We start from the raw sequence: 19,472 nt of genomic DNA, 5'->3' as shown, positions 1-19,472 counted from the left end.
GTTCCGAACTTCAGGAGGATCCAGATGAGCACCCACGACGAAGCCAGCGCCACCACGACCTACGGCGTCGCCGGCATGACCTGCTCGCACTGCGTGGCATCCGTGGCGGGTGAGCTCGGGCGACTCGACGGCGTCACCTCGGTCGACGTCGACCTCGTGGCCGGCGGCGTCTCCCGCGTGACCGTGCAGAGCGCGGGCGCACTCGACGCCGGCCGGGTCGCATCCGCCATCGACGAGGCCGGGTACGAACTGGCCGACCTCGCATCATGACCGACCAGCAGGTCGACCTGCTGGTCGGCGGCATGACCTGCGCCTCCTGCGCCGCGCGCATCGAGAAGAAGCTCAACCGCATGCCGGGCGTCGAGGCGACCGTCAACTACGCGACCGAGAAGGCGAGGGTGCGACTGCCGGAGGGCGTCACCGTCGACCAGGCGATCGCCACGGTCGAGGCCACCGGCTACTCGGCCGAGCTCCCGGTGCCGAAGGTCGCGGCGCCGGTGGCGCACGCGCACGGCGCGGACGGCAGCCACGGCGTGACCGACGGCGTGCACGCCGAGGCGGGCGCCGGCCACGGCGGATCGCACGGCGGCGGGGGAGCGCATGACCACGGCGACGCGGCATCCCTTCGCCAGCGGTTGATCGTGTCGACCGTGCTCGCGGTGCCCGTCGTGGCGCTGTCGATGATCCCGGCGCTGCAGTTCCCGAACTGGCAGTGGCTGGCCTTCGCCCTCGCCGCCCCCGTGGCCCTGTGGGGCGCATGGCCGTTCCACCGCGCCGCGTGGATCAACCTGCGCCACGGCGCCGCGACCATGGACACGCTCATCAGCGTCGGCGTGCTCGCGGCCCTCGCCTGGTCGGCGTACGCGCTGTTCTTCGGCGATGCGGGCATGCCGGGCATGACCATGACGTTCGAGCTGTTCACGGCGCCGGGCGGGGGCGCCGACGAGATCTACCTCGAGGTCGCCGCCGCCGTGACCGTGTTCGTGCTCGCGGGCCGGTACGCCGAGGCGCGCGCCAAGCGCAGCTCCACCGCGGCGATCTCGGCCCTGCTCGAGATGGGCGCCAGCGAGGCGTCCGTGCTGCGCGACGGCGTCGAGGTGCGGATGCCGGTGGCCGCCCTCGTGGTCGACGACCGGTTCGTGGTGCGCCCCGGCGAGAAGATCGCGACCGACGGCGTCGTCGTCGACGGCTCGTCGGCGGTCGACGCGAGCATGCTCACGGGCGAGTCCGTGCCGGTCGAGGTCGCGCCGGGCGATGGCGTGGTCGGCGCGACGATCAACGCCGGCGGGCGCCTCGTCGTGCGTGCGACGCGGGTCGGCGCCGACACCGAGCTCGCGGCCATGGCCAGGCTCGTCGAGCAGGCGCAGACGGGCAAGGCCGAGGTGCAGCGCCTCGCCGACCGGGTGTCGGCGGTGTTCGTGCCGATCGTCATCGGCCTCTCGCTCGCCGCCCTCGCCGGTTGGCTGCTCGCCGGTTACGGCCCGGAGGTCGCGTTCACCGCCGCGGTCGCGACGCTCATCGTCGCGTGCCCGTGCGCCCTCGGACTCGCGACGCCCATGGCGCTGCTCGTCGGCACGGCCCGCGGCGCCCAGCTCGGCATCCTGATCAAGGGCCCGCAGATCCTCGAGTCCACGCGTCGCGTCGACACCATCCTGCTCGACAAGACCGGCACGGTCACGAGCGGTCGGATGTCGCTCGCCGAGGTCGTTCCCGCGCCCGGCGAGGGCGAGGCCGAGGTGCTGCGCTTCGCGGGTGCCGCCGAGTCCGGTTCGGAGCACCCGATCGCCCACGCGATCGCGGCGGCCGCCGCCGCAGCGGGCGCGCTGCCGGAGGTCGAGTCCTTCGCCTCCACGCAGGGGCTCGGCGTGCAGGCCGTCGTCGAGGGGCGACTCGTGCTCGTGGGCCGCACGGGCTGGCTGGCCGAGGACTGGGCCATCGCCCTGCCGGAGGAGCTCGGCCGGCGCCAGGCGGAGCTCGAGGCGGCCGGCGGCACCGTCGTCGCCGTCGCATGGGACGGCCTGGCCCGCGGCATCCTGAGCGTGACCGACACGGTGAAGCCGAACAGCGCCGCCGCGATCGCGCAGCTGAAGGCGCTCGGACTCCGGCCGATGCTGCTCACGGGCGACAACGACCGCGTGGCGCGGGCCGTGGCCGCCGAGGTCGGCATCGACGAGGTGCGCGCCGAGGTGCTGCCCGCCGAGAAGGCCGAGGTCGTGCGCTCGCTGCAGGCCGAGGGCCGCGTCGTCGCGATGGTCGGCGACGGCGTGAACGACGCCGTCGCGCTCGCGACCGCCGACCTCGGCATCGCGATGGGCACGGGAACGGATGTCGCGATCGAGGCGAGCGATCTCACGCTCGTGCGCAGCGACCTCGTGGCCGTCGTCGACGCGATCCGCCTCTCGCGGCGGACGCTCGGCACGATCAAGGGCAACCTGTTCTGGGCGTTCGCGTACAACGTCGCGGCGATCCCCGTCGCGATGCTCGGCATGCTGAACCCGCTCGTCGCCGGCGCCGCCATGGCGTTCTCGTCGGTCTTCGTGGTGGGCAACAGCCTGCGGCTGCGGCGGTTCCGCGGGGTGCGCTGAGGCGCGGGGCCTCGCGAACGGGCGCCCCGGTCGAGTCGGACTCGGCCGGGGCGTCCTGCGTCGTCGCGGAGTCGTCGCCGAACCGTCACCGGGTCGTCACCCGGCCGTCACCGGCCCGGCCGTGGCCGGCGCCGGTCCGCGTGCTAGCGTGATCGGCGACAGCGCCTAGGGTTCCGGGGTCGAGAGATCCGACTGGTCCGAGCGGCGCCACGGCCGTCGCCAGCGGCAGCCGTCATCTGACAGGACAAAAGCCCGGAGGACCCCGTTCGTCGCGCCCGCGACGCACCGAAGGGTCACCGTGTCCGTTCCTGCTCTCGTCCTCGTCCTCGCCGCGGCGGTCTGCCACTCGGCGTGGAACATCCTCGCCCACGGCGTCAGCCGCATCGGCATGCCGTTCCTCTGGTGGGGCGCCCTCGCGAGCTCGCTCATCTGGCTTCCGATCGTGCCGCTCACGGGCGGCTTCGGCGCGGCGGACCTCGGCGGCGTCGCGCTCGGCGCCGGCGTCTCGGCGGCGCTGCACTGCGGCTACATGCTCGTGCTGCAGCGCGGCTACGCCACCGGCATGCTCTCGACGGTCTACGCGACCGCGAGGGGCTCCGGCCCGCTCATCACGGTCGTGGTCGCGGTCCTCGTCCTCGGCGAACGGCCGTCGGGTTGGGCGCTCGTCGGCATCGCCGCGATCCTCGCCGGCGTCGTCGGCATCGGGCTGCTCGACCGCGGCTCGTCGGCCGCGCCGGGGCATGCGCGCCGCCGCGGCCCGGACCCCGCGATCCTCTGGGGCATCGCGACCGGCGTCGCGATCGCCGCCTACACGCTGTGGGATGCGAACGTCGTGCGCACCTGGGACGTGCCGCCCGTCGCCTTCATGGTCGGCTGCACGATCGGCGAGCTCGTGCTGTTCTCGGCCATGCTCGGGCGCCGTCGCCGCGAGCTCCGCGCGGTGGGCCGCACGCACTGGGCGCGCATCCTCGCCTTCGGCCTGCTGTCGCCGCTGTCGTACATCCTCGTGCTCGTCGCCGTGACCCTCGCGCCCGTGGCGCTCGTCGCGCCGATGCGCGAGGTGAGCGTGGTGCTCGTCAGCGCCTTCGGCGCGCTCGTGCTGCGCGAGGGCCGCGGATGGGCGCGCATCGCCGCATCCGTCGTCGTGGTCGCGGGGGTGGTGCTGATCGCGGCGTGATCGCCGCCGAGGTCACTCGCCGACCGGGCGGATGAAGTGCTCTCCGGAGATCGCGCGACCGGAGGCCGACACGGTGAAGCGCACGATGTCGCTGCGGTAGCGGTCGTCGGACGCCTCGAACACGCGTCCGTCCTTGCCCCGCGTCACGCGGCGCAGTCGCAGGATGGGCGATCCGGGTTCGACCTCGAGCAGGCGCGCATCGAGCTCGTCGGCGGCGACGGCGTCGATCTCGTGGTCGACCTCGGCGTAGGGGTGCCCGCGCTCGGCCAGGTAGTCGGTGATCGAGACCGTGTCGAGGTCGACCTCGAAGAGCACGCGACCGACGTCCTCGATGAAGGCGAGCCGCTCGAGCATCGTCGGCCGGCCGTCGAGGGTGCGGAGCCGCGTCACCTCGACGATGAGGTCGCCGGGCTCGATGCGGAGCAGCTCGACGTGGTCGTCGTCGGCGCGCCGGAGGGAGACCTCCTGCGTGTGCGCCCCCGGCGTCGCCCCCATCTCGCGCGCCCACTTCGTGAACGGGATCGACACGTCGACCGCCTGGTGCGCCTTGCGCCGCACGACCCGGCTGGGCCGACCGCGCGTCGTCTCGATGAGCCCCTCGGCGCGGAGCTCGGCGAGGGCGTTGCGGATCGGCCCGCGCGAGGTGTTCCACTGCAGCGCGAGTTCGCCCTCGGTGGGCACGTCGTCGCCGGGCGCGAGCTGTCCGCTCGCGATGCGCTGGCGGAGGTCCTCGGCGATGGACTTGTAGACACTTGTGGGCACATAGGCATATTACTTGGGTAGTTCCGACCGCATTGCACCATCGCAGAGTGTTCACCTCACGGCATCCAGCGTGAACAGCGCGTGAATAGCGCCCGAGTTAGGTATATAAGCCCGAATCGGGATGGCAGCATTGCCGACGTCCCCAACCGGAACCACTGCCTGAAAGGCCATCATGTCCACGCGCTTCACCCGCTCCCTCCTCGCCCTCGCCGGCGTGGGAGCGCTCGCCGTCACCCTCGCCGCGTGCTCCAGCACCGCTGAAGCCGGCACCAGCACGTCCGGAGAGACCGCCTCGTTCGCCGTCGACGAGAACACGCTCGTGTTCGGCGTCGTTCCCGACTCGGTCGACACCGAGACCAACTACCAGCCGCTCATGGACTACATCGCCCAGGAGACCGGCAAGACCGTCGAGTACCACGAGTCGACCGACTACGCCGCGCTCATCGAGGCCGCGGTCGCCGGCAAGATCGACGTCGCGTCGTTCTCGGGCTTCACCTACGTCACCGCGAAGAACAACGGCGCCGCGATCACGCCCGTCTCCTCGATCATCACGGCCGAGGGCCAGGAGCCCGGCTACTACTCGCAGGCGATCGTGCCCACGGGCAGCGACATCACCGACCTCGCCGGCTTCGAGGGCAAGAAGGTCTGCTTCGTCGACCCGTCGTCGACCTCGGGTTACCTGTTCCCGTCGTACAACCTGCTCGAGGAGGGCATCGACCCCGAGACCGACGTCACGCCGGTCTTCGCGGGCAAGCACGACGTCTCGGTGACCAAGGTCGGCGAGGGCGTCGAGTGCGACGCCGGCTTCGCCGAGGACAGCGAGGTCGCCAAGAGCGACAAGGTCACCGTCGTCGCCGAGACGATGGTCCCCGGTGCCCCGATCGTCGTGTCCGACACGCTCCCCGAGGAGCTGAAGACGCAGCTCACCGGCATCCTCGCCGAGGTCAGCATCGACGACATCATCGCGTCGGGCATCGACTCGGCGGACTCCGACGGCTTCCGCAGCGTGTTCTACGCCACCTCGCCCGTCGACGACGCGTACTACGACACGATCCGCGACATCTGCGAGAAGACGAACGCGGAGCAGTGCCAGGGCTGACGCCCGGCCGCTGCACCACCGACCGCTGAACGACCGACCCGGCAACGACCGAACCGGAGCATGACATGAGCCAGACATCCGTCATCGACATCGAGGGCCTCACCAAGGAGTACGGACGCACCGTCGCACTGCGCGACGTCGCCCTCCGCGTGGAGCCCGGTGAGATCGTCGTGCTGCTCGGGCTCTCGGGCTCGGGCAAGTCGACCCTGCTCCGGCAGGTCGTCGGGCTCGAAGGCCCCACCTCGGGCCGGGTGCGCGTGCTCGGCGAGGAGGTGCCGTCCCTCAGCGGGCGGCGCCTCCGCGCCCTGCGCGGCCGGGTCGGGTTCGTCTTCCAGCAGTTCGAGCTCGTGCCGTCGCTCACGGTGCTCGAGAACGTGCTCACCGGCGCGCTCGCCGAGCTCCGCGGGCCGCGGCTCGGGCTCTGGGCCTATCCGCGCCGGCTCAAGCTCACGGCACTCGGCCACCTCGACCGCGTCGGCCTGCTCGATCGCGCCTACCAGCGCGCCGACACCCTCTCAGGCGGCCAGCAGCAGCGCGTCGCGATCGCCCGCGCGCTGATGCAGAACCCCGAGATCCTCCTCGCCGACGAGCCGGTCGCCTCGCTGGACCCCGAGTCCAGCGACCAGGTCATGGCGCTCATCCGCGAGATCGCGATGGATGCCGGCCTCACGGTCGTCTGCAGCCTGCACCAGGTCGACCTCGCCCTCGCATGGGGCGACCGCATCGTCGGACTCCGCCACGGCGAGGTCGTGCTCGACACCCCTGCTGCCGGACTCTCGAAGGCCGAGGTCATGGAGGTCTACGGCCGTGTCGCGACGTCGACGGCCGAGCTGCAGGCGATCGAGACCGAACTCGCCGTCGCCGCCGTCCAGACGGGGCCGGCGACGCGCTCATGACCACGTTGACCACCCCGCTGCGGCCGCCGGCCGAACCCGATCCCGGGGCATCCGTCGCCGAACGCGCGCCGAAGCGCCGCCTCTCGGCCGAGCGCATCGCCGCAGGCACGACCCTCGTCGCGATCATCGGCGTCGCCGTCTACGCCGTGCTCGAATCGGGCATCTCGATCTCGGGCATGGTCGAGAGCTGGGGCCATGCCGAGCGCTTCTTCGCGCGCGTCGGCCCCATCGAGTTCCCCGAGGCCGGCGAGCTCCTGTACCTCACGGCGCTCACGGTCGGCCTCGTGCTCTGCGGCACGCTCTTCGCCGCCGTCGTCTCCGTGCCCGTCGCCTACCTCGCCGCGTCGAACACGACCCCGGGTGCCGGCTGGCAGGCCTTCGGCCGGTTCATCACCGTGCTCACCCGCGCGATCCCCGACGTCGTGCTCGCCATGGTGTTCGTGCTGATGTTCTCGATCGGCACGCTGCCCGGCATCCTCGCGATCGGCATCCACTCGATCGGCATGATCTCCAAGCTCTTCGCCGACGCGATCGAGCAGATCGACGAGGGCCCGCGCCTCGCGATCCGCGCCGCGGGCGGCTCGAGGCTGCAGGAGTTCACCAGCGGCATCCTGCCCCAGGTGCTGCCCTCGTGGGTCGCGACCGTGCTGCACCGCAACGACATCAACCTGCGCGGCTCGGTCGTGCTCGGCTACGTCGGCGTCGCCGGCCTCGGGCTCGAGATGAGCTACGCCTTCAAGTCGCTGAACTACTCGCTCGGGCTCGGCATCGCCCTCGTGATGTTCGCGCTGTGCGTCGTCATGGAGATCGTCTCGAGCGCCGTGCGCAAGGCCATGCTCGGCGTCGCGCCCACGGGCCGCGGCCTCGGCGACCGGGTCGTGCGCGGCGTCGCGAACGCACGCGACCGTCGTTCGGCAGGCGGTGCGAGCCGACCTGCGGATGCCGCGACGGCCGTCGGGCGAGCGGATGCCGCGACGGTGGCCGCGGCCGGCAGCGGGCGCGCCGCGACATCCGACCTCGAGTCCGCCCTGCGCCGCCCGTGGACGGGGGCCCGTGTGCGCAACACCGTGTGGGGATGGGTCGCCGTGCTCATCGTCATCGGGAGCGTGCTCGTCTGCGACATCCACTGGGGCGACCTCGTCACGTTCTGGGCGAAGGTGCCCGCGATCGCCGTGCAGTTCTGGCCGCCGAACTTCGGCAGCTACGACGCCGAGACCATGTTCGGCGCGATGGGCGTCACGATCGGCATCGCGCTCGCCGCCACGCTGCTCTCGTTCGTCTTCTCGGTGGCCATCGGCTCGCTGGCCGCCCGCAACGTCGCGCCGAACGGCACCGTTCGCAGCTCGATGCGACTGCTGCTCGTGATCATCCGCGGCGTGCCCGAGGTGATCCTCGCGATCGTCCTCATCGTCATCACCGGCCTCGGCAGCCAGGCGGGCACGATCGCCCTCGCGTTCGGCGGCATCGGGCTGCTCGGCAAGCTCATCGCCGACTCCTTCGAGGAGGTCAGGAGCGGGCCGGAGCGAGCGCTCACGGCCACCGGGGGGACGCGGGTGCAGGTGTACGCCTCGGCGACGCTCCCGCAGGGCGCGCGTGCGCTCCTCGGACACAGCTTCTACCTGCTCGACACGAACATCCGCGCGGCGACGATCCTCGGCATCGTCGGCGGCGGCGGCATCGGCTACTACCTGCTGAACGCGGGACAGGGGTCGAACTACGCGGTCGTCACCGCGATCGTGCTCATGATCCTCGCCACGGTGCTCGTCATCGAGGGCCTGGCCGTGTGGATGCGGCGGGTGTTCCGTTGAGCGCCGGCACGCGTTCGGGGCGGTACGACGTCGCCGTCGTCGGATCGGGCATCATCGGGCTGGGCGCCGCCCTCGCCGCACAGCGGCGCGGTCTCCGGGTCGTCGTGATCGAGCGCGGCAGCGAGCCGAGCGGATCCTCGATCCGCAACTTCGGGCACCTCTGCTTCACGCCCCAGCACGGCATGGCGCGCGACCTCGCCATGGCGTCGCGCGAGATCTGGCTGCGGCTGGCCGCCGACGCCGGGGTCTGGCTGCGCGAGTCGGGAACGCTCGTCGCGGCGCGGCGCGACGACGAGTTCGCCGTGCTCGAGGAGTTCGCGGCCGCCCGCGGTGCCGAGGTCGAGCTGCTCACCGCAGCCGAGACCGACGCGCGGCTGCCGATCGCCCCCGGCGTGGCCGTCGGCGGGGCGTACCTGCCGGCCGACCTGCAGGCGAACCCGAGGCAGGCGCTCGGCGCGATCTCGGCGCACCTCGCCCGCATCGGCGTCGAGTTCCGCTTCCGCACGGCGGTCGGCGGGGTGCGCCCTGGCCGGGTCGAGACGAGTCGAGGCCCGATCGACGCCGCCGAGGTCGTCGTCGCGGCGAACCACGACCTCGACCTCCTCTACCCCGAGCTCGCCGAACGGCACGGCATCGAGCGGTGCGGACTCGACATGCTGCGCGTCTCGGCCGGGCTGAGCCGTCCGCTCGACGCACCGCTCCTCACGGGCTGGTCGCTCGTGCGGTACGGCGGGTTCTCGGCGACGGATGCCGCGGCCGCCCTGAAGCGGCGGCTGCACGCCGAGGATCCGCTGCTCGCCGCGCTCGACCTGAACCAGATGTACACCCAGCTGCCCGACGGGTCGCTCATCGTGGGCGACACGCACTATCGCGGCACGACGATCGCGCCCTTCCAGGACGAGGCGGCTTTCGACGCCCTGCTCGACGTGACGCGGGAGCTCTTCGGGTTCCGCGACATGCGCGTGCTCGAGCGGTGGCAGGGCGTGTACGCGAGCGGCCCGTCGGACTTCCTCATCGAACGACCCGAGCAGGGGGTCGGCGTCATCGCCGCGACCACCGGCATCGGCATGACCACCGGCCTGGGGCTCGCCGAGCATCTCGTGGCCGGTCTCACCGGCGAACGCGCCACCATCCCCGCTCTGAAAGGCATCGCATGACCATCGAACCGAACCTCGGATCCACCGCCGCGCTCGCCTCCCGCGACCTGGGCGCCGTCGAGCTCGTCGTGCTCGACATGGCCGGGACCACCGTGATCGACGGCGGCGCGGTCGAGCAGGCGTTCACGCTCGCCGCGGAGCGCAGCGGCATCGCCCTCGACGACTTCGAGGGTGCGCTCCAGTACGTGCGCGACACCATGGGGCAGTCCAAGATCGAGGTCTTCCGGGTGCTGGCCGACGGCGACGAGGACGCCGCCCAGCGCGGCAACGCCGCCTTCGAGGACGCCTACGCCGAGATCGTCGCACGCGACGGCGTCGCCGAGGTCGAGGGCGCCGCCGACGTGATCCGCGAGCTTCGGGCAGCCGGGGCATCCGTCGCCTTCACGACCGGGTTCGCGCCGACGACGCGCGACGCCGTGCTCGACGCGCTCGGCTGGCACGGCCTCGCCGAGCTGGCGCTGTCGCCGGTCGATGCCGGCCGCGGGCGACCGTTCCCCGACCTGCCGCTCACGGCCCTGCTGCGATCGGGCGCGACGAGCGTCTCGTCGCTGGTCGTCGTCGGCGACACCCGCAGCGACGTCGAGGCGGGAACGCGGGCCGGCGCAGGACTCGTGGTCGGCGTGCTCACGGGCGCGCACGACCGTGCGGCCCTCGAGGACGCCGGCGCCCACGCCGTGATCGAGAGCATCCGCGACCTCCCCGCCCTGCTCGGTCTCCGCGGCGAGTGACCGGGATGACGCTCACCCTGCCGACCGGCCTCGACGTGAACGTCGCGCCTGCCCCCGTCGCGATGGTGTGGAACGAGCCTGGCGCCCCGCACGAGTCGGTGGCGACGCCCGGCGTGCGGCTGGCCCCCGGCGACGCGCTCGTGCAGGTCGAGTACGCCACCGTCTGCGGCTCCGACGTGCACACCGTTCGCGGCGATCGCCCGGCGCCGACGCCGCTCGTGCTCGGCCACGAGCAGGTCGGCCGCGTCGTGGCGAAGGGGGACGACGCGGTTCGCGCCGACGGCACCCCGCTCGAGCTCGGCGACCGGGTCGTCTGGTCGGTCGCGGTCAGCTGCGGCACCTGCGACCGCTGCGCCCGCGGCCTCCCGCAGAAGTGCCGCACGCTCGCCAAGTACGGCCACGAGCGCATCTCCCGTGGATGGGAGCTCACGGGCGGGTTCGCCACCCACGTGCACGTGCGTGCCGGCTCGTCGATCGTGGTCGTCGGCGACGACCTGCCCGCCGAGGTCGCCGCCGCCGCCTCGTGCGCCACCGCGACGGCCGTCGCCGCCCTCGACGCGGCCGCGGCCACCGTCGACCTCGATGGGGCGCTCGTGCTCATCACGGGCGGCGGCATGGTCGGGCTCTCGGCGGCCGCGATGGCCGTCGAGGCCGGCGCAGAGGTCATCGTCTCCGATCCGGATGCCTCGCGCCGGTCGCTCGCGCGTCGATTCGGGGCCATCGCCGCCGACCCCAGGGCGCGCAAGGGCACCCCGGAGCACCTCGACGAAGTGCTCGCCGTGCGGGCGCAGCGCGGCCTGGACGAGATCCTCGTCGCGATCGAGGCATCCGGTGCCCCCGCCGCCGTCGAGACCGTGATCAAGCGGGTCGGGGTGGGCGGAGCGGTCGTGCTCGTCGGCAGCGTGTCGCCGGGGCCCGCGATCCCCGTCGACGCCGAGTCGATCGTGCGCCGCCTCGTGACGTTGACGGGCGTGCACAACTACACGCCGGCGCAACTGGTGCGCGCCGTGGAGTTCCTGGAGCGTTCGTACCGCACCGTGCCGCTCGAGCGTCTCGTCGGCACCGCCTATCCGCTCGACGAGCTCGATCGGGCGCTCGAGGATGCGGCGACCGGCACGCACGTGCGCGTCGGCGTGATCGGGTCGCGCGGCTGACCCGCTGGGCGGGCGCGGTCGCGGGGCGGATGCCGCGAATCCACGCCCTGCGGACCGCCCCGCTCAGTAGGGTGGTCGAGGCGTGCCGACCGTCGGCCGCCCTCGACCCTGGAGTGCACGCATGCCGACCGGAGCCCCGCCCCTCCGCACCAGGGCCGTCCGAGGCATCCGCTCGCTCGCGGCCACGGTCGCGGTCGTCGCCGCGGGTGCGCTCGCGCTCACCGGCTGCGCTGCCGACCAGGCCGCGTTCGAGGAGGCGGTGCCCGAGGCCGTGCTCGCCGCCGACGCCAACATCGCCGACACGCACCTCTCGTTCTCGAGCGGTCTCGCCGGGCGCGGGTTCTGGCTTCGCCTCTACCTCGACGACACCTCGGTCGATGCTGCGGCCGACTCGGTGGAGGCCGCGCTCGAAGCCGCCTACCGCGCCTCGCCGTCGGAGCCCACGAGCATCACCGTCGACATCGCCGAGGCGCCCGCGCCCGTGGAGGTCGAACTCACGAGCGGCAGCCTCCCGATCGAGGAGGTCGCCGACGAGGCCGGCCTCCCGTGGGCCGACAACGAGATCCGGCTCCCCGCTGAGGCACTCGAGGCCCGATACGGCCCATGGCAGGAGAACCCGTGACCCGACCGGACGTCCATCCGCTCGCCCTCCGCATCGCGGGCGAGCTGCGTGATCGCACGACCGAGACGCCGCGCACCTACGCGTTCGCCCTGCGCGACGACAAGCAGTTGCGCGTCATCGACCAGACCATCGCGACGGGCAGGCGGGTGCTCACGTTCGAGGCGTACCGCGGCAGCGTCGGCGTGTACGGCCAGTACCCGACGGTCCGTCTCGACGGCCCGGCAGACGACCCGTGGTTCGGCGAGCGGATGTCGGCGCGCGACGAGGGCAACGCCCTCACCGTGCTCGAGAACGCGCTCGTCACCCAGCTCGAGGGCGGCGACTTCGCCCGCCATGATGCGGAGGTCGAGGTCGACGTCCGCCCTGCGGCGCCGCCCGGCGCCCCGCCCTACGTGCCGCGGTTCGGGCCCGTCGACTACGCGCGGGTGCTCGCACGCGGCTCGCTGCTCACGGCGTTCTGGGCCTTCGTCGTCGCCTGGGCCGCGTTCATCGCCGGGGGCCTGCTCGCGGCATCCCTCGGCTCGATGATCTCGGCCGTCACGATCGTCGGCATGGTGCTCGCGCACCTGCTCGCCGTGATCGCCGTGATGGTCGCGGGCTATGCCGGGCGCGGCGGCAACGGCACGCGGACGATGGCGCTCGCCGCCCTCGCCTTCATCTGGGTTCCGCTCGCGCCGGCGATGCCGGTCGGTCCGTTCCTCGCCGTCGTGGGCGGCTCGCTCCTGGTCGCGGCTGCGGCCTCGGCGGCTGCGGTGCGGGTGTGGGCGCCGCTCGGCACCTTCGCGGTGGTCGGACTCGTCGTGGCCGTCGCGGGCGCCCTGCTGTGGGCCTCCGCGCCGACCGTCGCGTTCGTCGTCGTCGGCGCCGGGATGATCGCGGCGAGCATCGTCGCGGCGCTGCTCATCGCGCGGGCGTCGAACCGGGCGGCCGCCGGCTGAGTCGCCCCGTCGTCCCACGCGCATCGGTGGACGCCGCCGTGCATCACGTGCGAGAGGCCGCTCCTCTGTCCGTCAGTGCCACTCGGTAGTACACGGGGGACGGGAGAGGTGTCAGGCTGCGACGCAGGGCGGGTTCCGTTCCCTGCCCACCGACGCGGTGGGCCATCCCGCTCCGCGCCACGGGAGACCTTTCCGTTCGCGATGACGCGTCTCGAGGAGTGCATCCGCCCATGACATCCGTTCTCGCCGAAGCGGAGCTGCTGGCCGCCGTTCCCGACCGCCAGTTGATCGCGGTCGGCGACATCCTCGCCCTGCGCGCGAAGGTGCGCGGCGCCGGCGGGATCGTGACCGACGGCGGTGTCCGCGACTCGGCCCAGGTGGCCGACATCGGCATCCCCGTCTTCAGCAGTGGGGCGCATCCGTCCGTGCTCGGCAGGCGGCACGTGCCGTGGGAGACGGACGTCGCCATCGCGTGCGGCGGCGCGGCGATCGTCCCCGGCGACGTCATCGTCGGCGACGACGACGGCGTGATCGTCATTCCCGCCGACCTCGTCGCGGAGGTCGCGGCCGAGGGGGCCGCGCAGGAGCGGGAGGACGCCTGGGTCGCCGAGCAGGTCGCAGCCGGACACGCCATCGACGGACTGTTCCCGCCGAATGCCGCCTGGAAGGCGAAGTACCTCCAACAGCTCGACGGCGCCTGACGGGCGCTGACGTCGACCGGTGGCGACGTCGCCCTACTTCTCCTTCGGGGCGGATGCCCGCCAGCCGATGACGGCGACGCCCACCCCGGCAGCGACTCCGAGCAGCCCGATGCCGATCAGGACGCTCATCGCCACCCACGCCGGCCACTCCGCGTCCCTGCCGCGGCCGCCGCTGAGGATGGTGGCGCCGAGGTCTCCGTCGACCCGGTTCGCCACGAGGATCGCGCCGAGTCCGATCAGGATGCCGAACGTCGCGAGGAGCGCTCCGACGAGCACCGACCTGGTGCGGGTCGGGGTTCGGGGCTTCTCGCCATCGGGGAGCGTGGCCATCGGACGGGTTCCTCCACGGGTTCAGGCCCGCCGTGCAGACGGGCCGGCCGGCGCACCGGCGGCGCTCGATGACGGATGAGAGAGCCGATGACGGGAATCGAACCCGCGCTATCTGCTTGGGAAGCAGAAGTTCTGCCATTGAACTACATCGGCATGCGGCATCCGAGGGATGCAGCGGTGACCATCGTATCAATGGTCTCGATACGCTTCGCCACTCGACCGGCGGAACGACGGCAACTCGGCCGGCGGATTCGAGCCGCGTTGCTACGCTGGCACCGTGCTTCTCTCGGATCGTGACATCAGGGCCGAACTCGAGCTCGGACGAGTCCGCCTCGAACCGTCGGATCCGGCGATGCTGCAGCCGAGCAGCGTCGACGTGCGGCTCGACCGGTACTTCCGGCTGTTCGACAACCACAAGTACCCGTTCATCGATCCGGCCGAAGACCAGCCCGAGCTGACGCACCTCATCGAGGTGCGGCCCGATGAAGCGTTCATCCTGCACCCGGGCGAGTTCGTGCTCGCGTCGACGTACGAGGCCGTGACCCTGCCAGACGACGTGGCGGCGCGCCTCGAGGGCAAGAGCTCGCTCGGCCGCCTCGGCCTGCTCACGCACTCGACCGCGGGCTTCATCGACCCCGGATTCACGGGTCACGTCACGCTCGAGCTCAGCAATGTCGCGACGCTGCCGATCAAGCTCTGGCCGGGCATGAAGATCGGCCAGATGTGCTTCTTCCGGCTGTCGTCGCCGAGTGAGCGGCCCTACGGCTCGGCCGAGTACAGCTCGCGCTACCAGGGCCAGCGCGGCCCGACGGCGTCGCGTTCGTTCCACAACTTCCACCGCACGGATGTCGGCGCGACCGACGCGGGGTCGCTCGGCCGCTGAGCGCACGTCTTCCGGCGTCATACTGCGGGACGCTCGGCGTCAAGCCCTCGTTTCCGGGCGATCGAGCGGGTAGGCATAGGTCATGCCGACACCGGAGTCCAGCGCCGAGCGCGCGCCGAGCGCGAACCGCCCGATCGTGCCCGGGGGCGCGACCTTCGGCATCGAGGAGGAGTTCGTCCTCCTCGAACCGGAGACGCTGCGCCCCGTCGCTCTCAGCACCGAGGCCCTGGCGGTGCTGAAGCCCGAGTTCGACCAGGCGACGACCGAGTTCCTCGCCTCGCAGGTCGAGATCGCGACGGGGGTCTGCCATGCGCCCGACGAGGCCCTCGAACAGCTCGAGGCGTTCCGCACGGCGCTCGCCGAAGTGGCCGGTGATCTCGGCGTGGTGGCTGCGGCGACTGGAACCCCGTACGAGGTCGAACGCGCGCCCGAGGTGACGCGGGCCCCCCGCTACGAGCACATCCGCGACGACATCGGCGCCATGACCGACGACCATCAGGTGTGCGGCATGCACGTGCACATCGGGGTCCCGGACCCCGTCGAGCGCATCAAGGTGCTCAACGGCCTTCGTGCGTGGATGCCGGTGCTCACCGCGTTGGCGGCGAACTCCCCCTTCTGGCACGGCGAGGACACCGGGTTCGCGAGTTGGCGCACGGTCGTCATGCGGCGGTGGACCACGGCCGGCATTCCGTCGCCGTTCGCCGACATGAGCGACTACGACCATCGCATCCGCGACCTGATCGGCATCGGGGCCACGCGCGACAAGCCGCTCGTCGCGTGGACGCTGCGCCTCTCGCATCACTTCCCGACGGTCGAGATGCGATTCGCCGACGCGCAGCTCCTCGCGGAGGATTCCGTGGCGATCGCGCTGCTCTGCCGCAGGATCGTCCGCGGCATCCTGAGCGAACGGGGTCGAACGGATGCAGAGCAGGACCGCTTCGCCCCCGAGGTGCTCGACGCCGCGGTGTGGGAGGCGGCACGGCACGGGCTCGCCGCCGTGGTGCCCGATCCGGTCCGAGCGGTCATGGCGCCGGTGCTCGAGGTGGTCGCATCCGCCCTCGAGATGCACGACGACGACGACGGATGCCCCGAGGCCATCGACGCCCTGCTCGAACGCGGCACCGGTGCCGATCGGCAGCGCCGCGCGTACGCCGAGCACGGCATGGCCGGCGTGCGGACGTGCATCGCGACATCCGGTCCGGGCGGCGCCGGCCGCCGTCTGGCGGGGTGATGGCCCGAATCCGGCTACGATCGTCGGTTCCGGATGCCGCGTGCCCGCGCGGATCATCGGAGGAGACGTCACGACGAGGTGACGCACGATCGAGGAGTTCACCGATGACGACCGCGACGAGGACCCGACCGCCGTTCGACCCCGAGCTGGAGGCCGTGCTCGGCATCCTGGCCGAGAGCATGCCGACCACCATCACGCCCGAGCTGATCCCCCTGATGCGCCAGGCGCCCGTGGTCGCCACGACCGACGAGCTGTTCGCCGAGGTCGGCGTCACCCGCCGGGACGTGACGATCCCCGGCCACGCCGGCGACGAGATCGTCGTCACCGTGCTCGAACGCGAGGGGCGCACGGGCACCGGTCCCGGCATCTTCCACACGCACGGCGGCGGCATGATCATCGGCGACCGGTTCGTCGGCATCGCCGGCGTCCTCGACTGGATCGTGCGCTTCGACGCCGTGTGCGTCACGGTCGAGTACCGCCTCGCGCCGGAGTTCCCCGATCCGTATCCGGTGGAGGACTGCTACGCCGGACTCCTCTGGACGGCCGAGCACGCCGACGAGCTCGGCATCGACCTCGGCCAGCTCATCATCGCCGGGGCGAGTGCCGGCGGCGGACTCGCGGCCGGCGTCTCCCTGCTCGCCCGCGACCGCGGCGGCCCCGCGCTCGCCGGACAGGTGCTCATCTACCCGATGCTCGACGACCGCGACGCCACCGTCTCGACCGTGCAGATCGACGGCGTCGGCGTGTGGGACCGCACGAGCAACGTCACCGGGTGGAGCGCGCTGCTCGGCGACCGGCGCGCCACCGAGGACGTCTCGATCTACGCGGCGCCGTCGCGGGCGACGGACCTGTCGAACCTGCCCCCGGCCTTCATCGACTGCGGCAGCGCCGAGGTGTTCCGCGACGAGGACGTCGCGTACGCGTCGCAGATCTGGGCCGATGGCGGCCAGGCCGAGCTGCACGTCTGGCCGGGCGGCTTCCACGGCTTCGACATGATGGCGCCGCATGCCGCGCTGTCGAAGTCGATGGTCGAGGCCCGCACGAACTGGGTCGCCCGCATCCTCGGCGCCTGAGCTTCCGCGGTCGCGGACGCGCCAGCACGCCTGCCCGTCCGTCCGCGGCCGCGGGGAACCTCCGCTCGCTCCCGGCGCTCGACGGCGCGCTGGGGATTCGCAGGCGCCCGAACTAGGGTTGGGCGCACCACGCGCGATGGAGCCCGGAACATGCAGGAACTCGTCGGTCGGCTGACCGCACTCGACCCACAGGCGAGCGACACGTTGAAGGTCGTCTCGTACTTCGACACGCTCGTCGCGGGCGGCGTCGGCCTCGACTCGCTGCTCCGAGGAGCGGCCGTGCTCTCCGGGGCGGTCGCCGGGTACGCCGCCGCGAACGGCGGGCGAACGCTTCGGCTCACGCCCGACGGCGACCACCTGGCGGCGACGGATGCCGCGGCATCCGACTGGCCGGAACGCCGCACCAGCGACGGCTCGCGCGTCTGGCTCGAGCGGGCGGGCTCCGCGCATGCCAACGACGCGATGGTGCTCGAACGGCTCGCGCTCGGCGTCGCGATCACCACGGCCAGGCGCTCCAACACGGCGGATGCCGCGGTCGAGGTCGTCGTGAGCGCCGGCGCCCCGGCGGCCGAGCGCGCGGTGGCCGCCGCCAGGCTGCGGCTCGACGCCGCGGGCGAGGTGCGTGCCGTCGTGCTCGGCGCCGACAGCGCCTCTCCGCTGGACGGACCGACCTCCATCGTCGCCACGTCGCGCGGGCTCGCGCGGGTCGTGATCGCCGCCGGCGCGTTGCGTCCGCGGGTGCCGGCGGGCGTTCGCGCGGGCGTCGGCGTCGCGGGCCCGGCCGACCGCCTGCCGGCGTCGTTCGCCTCGGCGCTCATCGCCCTGCGGCTCGGCACCGCCGCCGACCCGGTCGTCGATGCCGCCGAGCTCGGCGCGCTGCTCCTCGTTGCCGAAGCCGCCGAGCGCCGGGACGAGCCGCACCCGGATGCGGTCGCACTGACCTCGCTCGACGCCCGGGCCCGGTCGGTGCTCGACGCGGTCGCCGATGCCGGCAGCGTGCGCGCCGCGGCATCCCACCTGGGCATGCACCACTCGAGCGTGCAGGCGCGCCTCGACGCCCTCGCCGCGACGCTGGGATACGACCCGAGAACGCCGGCGGGGCGCACCCGGTACGCGCTGGCGCGTGCGCTCGCCGCACTGCAGCGCCTCGGCCTCGGACTCGCCGCTCCGGTCGAGTAGGCGCCGGTCGAGCAACCGCCGGTCGAGGGACCGCCGGTCGAGCGGCCTCGCCCGTCGAGGAGCGGAGCGCCCCGAGACCCCGTCGCCCTATCGTTGACCTCGCGCGGAGACCCGCGCGAGGAGGGGTTCCGCCATGCTCACCGTCAGAGTCACCGCGCCGCACCAGCTGGCCGAGACGATCCGTGCGCAGCTCGCCGCCGAGCCGACCGTCAGCAACGTGGCGCTCGTGTCCGGCGCCGCGCTCGACGGCGAGGGCGACCTCGTCTTCTTCGAGCTCGCCCGCGAGAACGCCAACAACATCATGCGGATGCTGCGGCACGCGGGCGTGCCCGCGGTCGGGTCGATCGTCGTCAGCGACCCGCTGGCGGTCGTCTCGGATGCCGCGTCGGCCGCCGAGCGGGCCGCCCCGGGGCATCCGGCCGACGGCGTGCTCTGGGCCCAGCTCGCCGACAGCTCGCGTGAGGACTCGCGTCCGTCGTGGAGCTTCTTCGCCTTCCTGCTGCTCGCGACGCTGATCGCCGGCATCGGCAGGATCCTCGACCAGCCGATCCTCATCATCGGGGCCATGGTCGTCGGGCCGGAGTTCGCCCCGATCGCGGCCATCTGCTACGCCATCGTGCGGCGCAAGCGCGGCATCGCGGGCGTGGCGTCGATGACGCTCTTCGGCGGGTTCGCCCTCAGCGCGCTCATCGCCTGGGCGATCTGGGCCGTCGTGTACGCGTTCGGCCTCTTCACCTTCGAGCAGGCCACGACCGGGCCGATGACCGACTTCATCATCTCGCCCGACGGCTGGTCGTTCGTCATCGCGCTGCTCGCGGGCATCGCGGGCGTGCTCTCGCTCACGACCTCGAAGTCCTCGGCGCTCGTGGGCGTGTTCATCTCGATCACGACGGTGCCGGCCGTCGGCACGATCGGCCTGACGCTCGCGGTGGGCGCCTGGGACGAGGCCCGGTCGGCGCTCCTGCAGCTCGCCCTCAACCTCGCCGGGCTCCTCATCGCGGGCGTCGCGACGCTGTTCGTGCAGCTGCACGTCGGCCGGCGCATCGGGCGACGGCTCGCAGCGCGCCGCGGCGCGGCATCCGCCGGCTAGGACGTCGTCAGCGCCCGTATACGCGAGCCGGGGCATCCGCGCCACCCCGTTGTCGGCCC

At 72.7% G+C, this 19,472-nt stretch carries 18 protein-coding genes, 1 tRNA gene and 1 pseudogene; 17 read left to right on the top strand and 3 right to left on the bottom strand.

Annotated elements, in window-relative coordinates; all coding sequences use genetic code 11:
* Positions 1-24 precede the first annotated feature (24 nt).
* The 3 genes from ABIC29_RS13115 (at position 25) to ABIC29_RS13105 (ending at position 3,762) form a co-directional block, all read left to right on the top strand.
* Positions 25-270, top strand: a complete 246-nt coding sequence (locus ABIC29_RS13115; protein ID WP_116080019.1) for a heavy-metal-associated domain-containing protein — start codon at positions 25-27, stop codon at positions 268-270.
* Positions 267-2,585: a heavy metal translocating P-type ATPase gene (locus ABIC29_RS13110; RefSeq protein ID WP_116080018.1), complete on the top strand. Its 2,319-nt coding sequence runs from the start codon at positions 267-269 to the stop codon at positions 2,583-2,585. The genes ABIC29_RS13115 and ABIC29_RS13110 overlap by 4 nt, the downstream gene beginning before the upstream one ends.
* Positions 2,586-2,883: 298 nt before the next feature.
* Positions 2,884-3,762: an EamA family transporter gene (locus ABIC29_RS13105; RefSeq protein ID WP_116080017.1), complete on the top strand. Its 879-nt coding sequence runs from the start codon at positions 2,884-2,886 to the stop codon at positions 3,760-3,762.
* Positions 3,763-3,774: 12 nt separating this feature from the next.
* Here the strand turns inward: ABIC29_RS13105 and ABIC29_RS13100 are convergent, their stop codons facing one another.
* Complete coding sequence (locus tag ABIC29_RS13100) at positions 3,775-4,524, bottom strand: GntR family transcriptional regulator (protein WP_354246008.1); 750 nt, start codon at positions 4,522-4,524, stop codon at positions 3,775-3,777.
* Positions 4,525-4,696: 172 nt separating this feature from the next.
* On the opposite strand from ABIC29_RS13100, the gene ABIC29_RS13095 reads away from it, so the two are divergent.
* The 9 genes and pseudogenes from ABIC29_RS13095 to ABIC29_RS13055 form a co-directional block, all read left to right on the top strand.
* Positions 4,697-5,623: a phosphate/phosphite/phosphonate ABC transporter substrate-binding protein gene (locus ABIC29_RS13095; protein ID WP_116080015.1), complete on the top strand. Its 927-nt coding sequence runs from the start codon at positions 4,697-4,699 to the stop codon at positions 5,621-5,623.
* Between the two features lie 65 nt (positions 5,624-5,688).
* The gene (gene phnC / locus ABIC29_RS13090; RefSeq protein WP_116080014.1) at positions 5,689-6,519 is read left to right on the top strand and encodes a phosphonate ABC transporter ATP-binding protein; all 831 of its coding nucleotides are present in this window, start codon (positions 5,689-5,691) and stop codon (positions 6,517-6,519) included.
* A complete protein-coding gene (locus tag ABIC29_RS13085) occupies positions 6,516-8,327 on the top strand; it encodes a PhnE/PtxC family ABC transporter permease (RefSeq protein WP_354246004.1) in 1,812 nt (603 codons plus the stop codon). The genes phnC and ABIC29_RS13085 overlap by 4 nt, the downstream gene beginning before the upstream one ends.
* Entirely contained in the window at positions 8,324-9,484 is a 1,161-nt protein-coding gene (locus ABIC29_RS13080) for a TIGR03364 family FAD-dependent oxidoreductase (protein WP_354246001.1), read from the top strand. Before ABIC29_RS13085 ends, ABIC29_RS13080 begins: the two co-directional genes overlap by 4 nt.
* Positions 9,481-10,212, top strand: coding sequence for an HAD family hydrolase (locus tag ABIC29_RS13075; RefSeq protein WP_116080012.1), 732 nt, complete (start codon positions 9,481-9,483; stop codon positions 10,210-10,212). Before ABIC29_RS13080 ends, ABIC29_RS13075 begins: the two co-directional genes overlap by 4 nt.
* A gap of 5 nt (positions 10,213-10,217) precedes the next feature.
* Positions 10,218-11,366, top strand: a complete 1,149-nt coding sequence (locus ABIC29_RS13070) for an alcohol dehydrogenase catalytic domain-containing protein (RefSeq protein WP_116080011.1) — start codon at positions 10,218-10,220, stop codon at positions 11,364-11,366.
* 121 nt (positions 11,367-11,487) lie between these two features.
* Complete coding sequence (locus ABIC29_RS13065; RefSeq protein WP_354245997.1) at positions 11,488-11,988, top strand: hypothetical protein; 501 nt, start codon at positions 11,488-11,490, stop codon at positions 11,986-11,988.
* Positions 11,985-12,926: a hypothetical protein gene (locus tag ABIC29_RS13060; protein WP_354245994.1), complete on the top strand. Its 942-nt coding sequence runs from the start codon at positions 11,985-11,987 to the stop codon at positions 12,924-12,926. The genes ABIC29_RS13065 and ABIC29_RS13060 overlap by 4 nt, the downstream gene beginning before the upstream one ends.
* A gap of 293 nt (positions 12,927-13,219) precedes the next feature.
* Positions 13,220-13,627 (top strand): annotated as a pseudogene (locus tag ABIC29_RS13055) (RraA family protein); the annotation flags it as partial.
* 33 nt (positions 13,628-13,660) lie between these two features.
* Here the strand turns inward: ABIC29_RS13055 and ABIC29_RS13050 are convergent.
* On the bottom strand, positions 13,661-13,957 hold the full coding sequence (locus tag ABIC29_RS13050) for a hypothetical protein (protein ID WP_116080007.1): 297 nt from the start codon (positions 13,955-13,957) through the stop codon (positions 13,661-13,663).
* Positions 13,958-14,039: 82 nt separating this feature from the next.
* Positions 14,040-14,110 (bottom strand) — tRNA-Gly (locus tag ABIC29_RS13045).
* Between the two features lie 124 nt (positions 14,111-14,234).
* On the opposite strand from ABIC29_RS13045, the gene dcd reads away from it, so the two are divergent.
* The 5 genes from dcd (at position 14,235) to ABIC29_RS13020 (ending at position 19,413) form a co-directional block, all read left to right on the top strand.
* The gene (gene dcd, locus ABIC29_RS13040) at positions 14,235-14,840 is read left to right on the top strand and encodes a dCTP deaminase (RefSeq protein WP_116080006.1); all 606 of its coding nucleotides are present in this window, start codon (positions 14,235-14,237) and stop codon (positions 14,838-14,840) included.
* 82 nt (positions 14,841-14,922) lie between these two features.
* Positions 14,923-16,071 carry a carboxylate-amine ligase gene (locus ABIC29_RS13035; RefSeq protein ID WP_354245990.1) on the top strand — a complete coding sequence of 383 codons (1,149 nt, stop codon included), beginning with the start codon at positions 14,923-14,925 and terminating at the stop codon, positions 16,069-16,071.
* A gap of 104 nt (positions 16,072-16,175) precedes the next feature.
* Positions 16,176-17,144, top strand: a complete 969-nt coding sequence (locus ABIC29_RS13030; protein WP_354245987.1) for an alpha/beta hydrolase — start codon at positions 16,176-16,178, stop codon at positions 17,142-17,144.
* A 150-nt stretch (positions 17,145-17,294) separates the two neighbouring features.
* A complete protein-coding gene (locus ABIC29_RS13025) occupies positions 17,295-18,323 on the top strand; it encodes a helix-turn-helix domain-containing protein (protein ID WP_354245984.1) in 1,029 nt (342 codons plus the stop codon).
* A 133-nt stretch (positions 18,324-18,456) separates the two neighbouring features.
* Positions 18,457-19,413, top strand: a complete 957-nt coding sequence (locus ABIC29_RS13020) for a DUF389 domain-containing protein (RefSeq protein WP_116080002.1) — start codon at positions 18,457-18,459, stop codon at positions 19,411-19,413.
* Positions 19,414-19,472 lie beyond the last annotated feature (59 nt).

It is taken from the genome of Agromyces sp. PvR057 (genome assembly GCF_040547485.1).
In the GTDB taxonomy this organism is placed as follows: domain Bacteria; phylum Actinomycetota; class Actinomycetes; order Actinomycetales; family Microbacteriaceae; genus Agromyces.
The sequence above is the reverse complement of the archived record's forward strand: the minus strand, read 5'-3'. Positions and strand labels throughout refer to the sequence as shown.

What these genes read in the sequence shown, in the direction of transcription:
- phnC (WP_116080014.1), top strand. Translation starts at nt 5,689, where the DNA reads ATGAGCCAGACATCCGTCATCGACATCGAGGGCCTCACCAAGGAGTAC.
- ABIC29_RS13085 (WP_354246004.1), top strand. Translation starts at nt 6,516, where the DNA reads ATGACCACGTTGACCACCCCGCTGCGGCCGCCGGCCGAACCCGATCCC.
- ABIC29_RS13065 (WP_354245997.1), top strand. Translation starts at nt 11,488, where the DNA reads ATGCCGACCGGAGCCCCGCCCCTCCGCACCAGGGCCGTCCGAGGCATC.
- ABIC29_RS13070 (WP_116080011.1), top strand. Translation starts at nt 10,218, where the DNA reads ATGACGCTCACCCTGCCGACCGGCCTCGACGTGAACGTCGCGCCTGCC.
- ABIC29_RS13095 (WP_116080015.1), top strand. Translation starts at nt 4,697, where the DNA reads ATGTCCACGCGCTTCACCCGCTCCCTCCTCGCCCTCGCCGGCGTGGGA.
- ABIC29_RS13025 (WP_354245984.1), top strand. Translation starts at nt 17,295, where the DNA reads ATGCAGGAACTCGTCGGTCGGCTGACCGCACTCGACCCACAGGCGAGC.
- ABIC29_RS13075 (WP_116080012.1), top strand. Translation starts at nt 9,481, where the DNA reads ATGACCATCGAACCGAACCTCGGATCCACCGCCGCGCTCGCCTCCCGC.
- ABIC29_RS13110 (WP_116080018.1), top strand. Translation starts at nt 267, where the DNA reads ATGACCGACCAGCAGGTCGACCTGCTGGTCGGCGGCATGACCTGCGCC.
- ABIC29_RS13050 (WP_116080007.1), bottom strand. Translation starts at nt 13,957, where the DNA reads ATGGCCACGCTCCCCGATGGCGAGAAGCCCCGAACCCCGACCCGCACC.
- ABIC29_RS13115 (WP_116080019.1), top strand. Translation starts at nt 25, where the DNA reads ATGAGCACCCACGACGAAGCCAGCGCCACCACGACCTACGGCGTCGCC.
- ABIC29_RS13020 (WP_116080002.1), top strand. Translation starts at nt 18,457, where the DNA reads ATGCTCACCGTCAGAGTCACCGCGCCGCACCAGCTGGCCGAGACGATC.
- ABIC29_RS13030 (WP_354245987.1), top strand. Translation starts at nt 16,176, where the DNA reads ATGACGACCGCGACGAGGACCCGACCGCCGTTCGACCCCGAGCTGGAG.
- ABIC29_RS13035 (WP_354245990.1), top strand. Translation starts at nt 14,923, where the DNA reads ATGCCGACACCGGAGTCCAGCGCCGAGCGCGCGCCGAGCGCGAACCGC.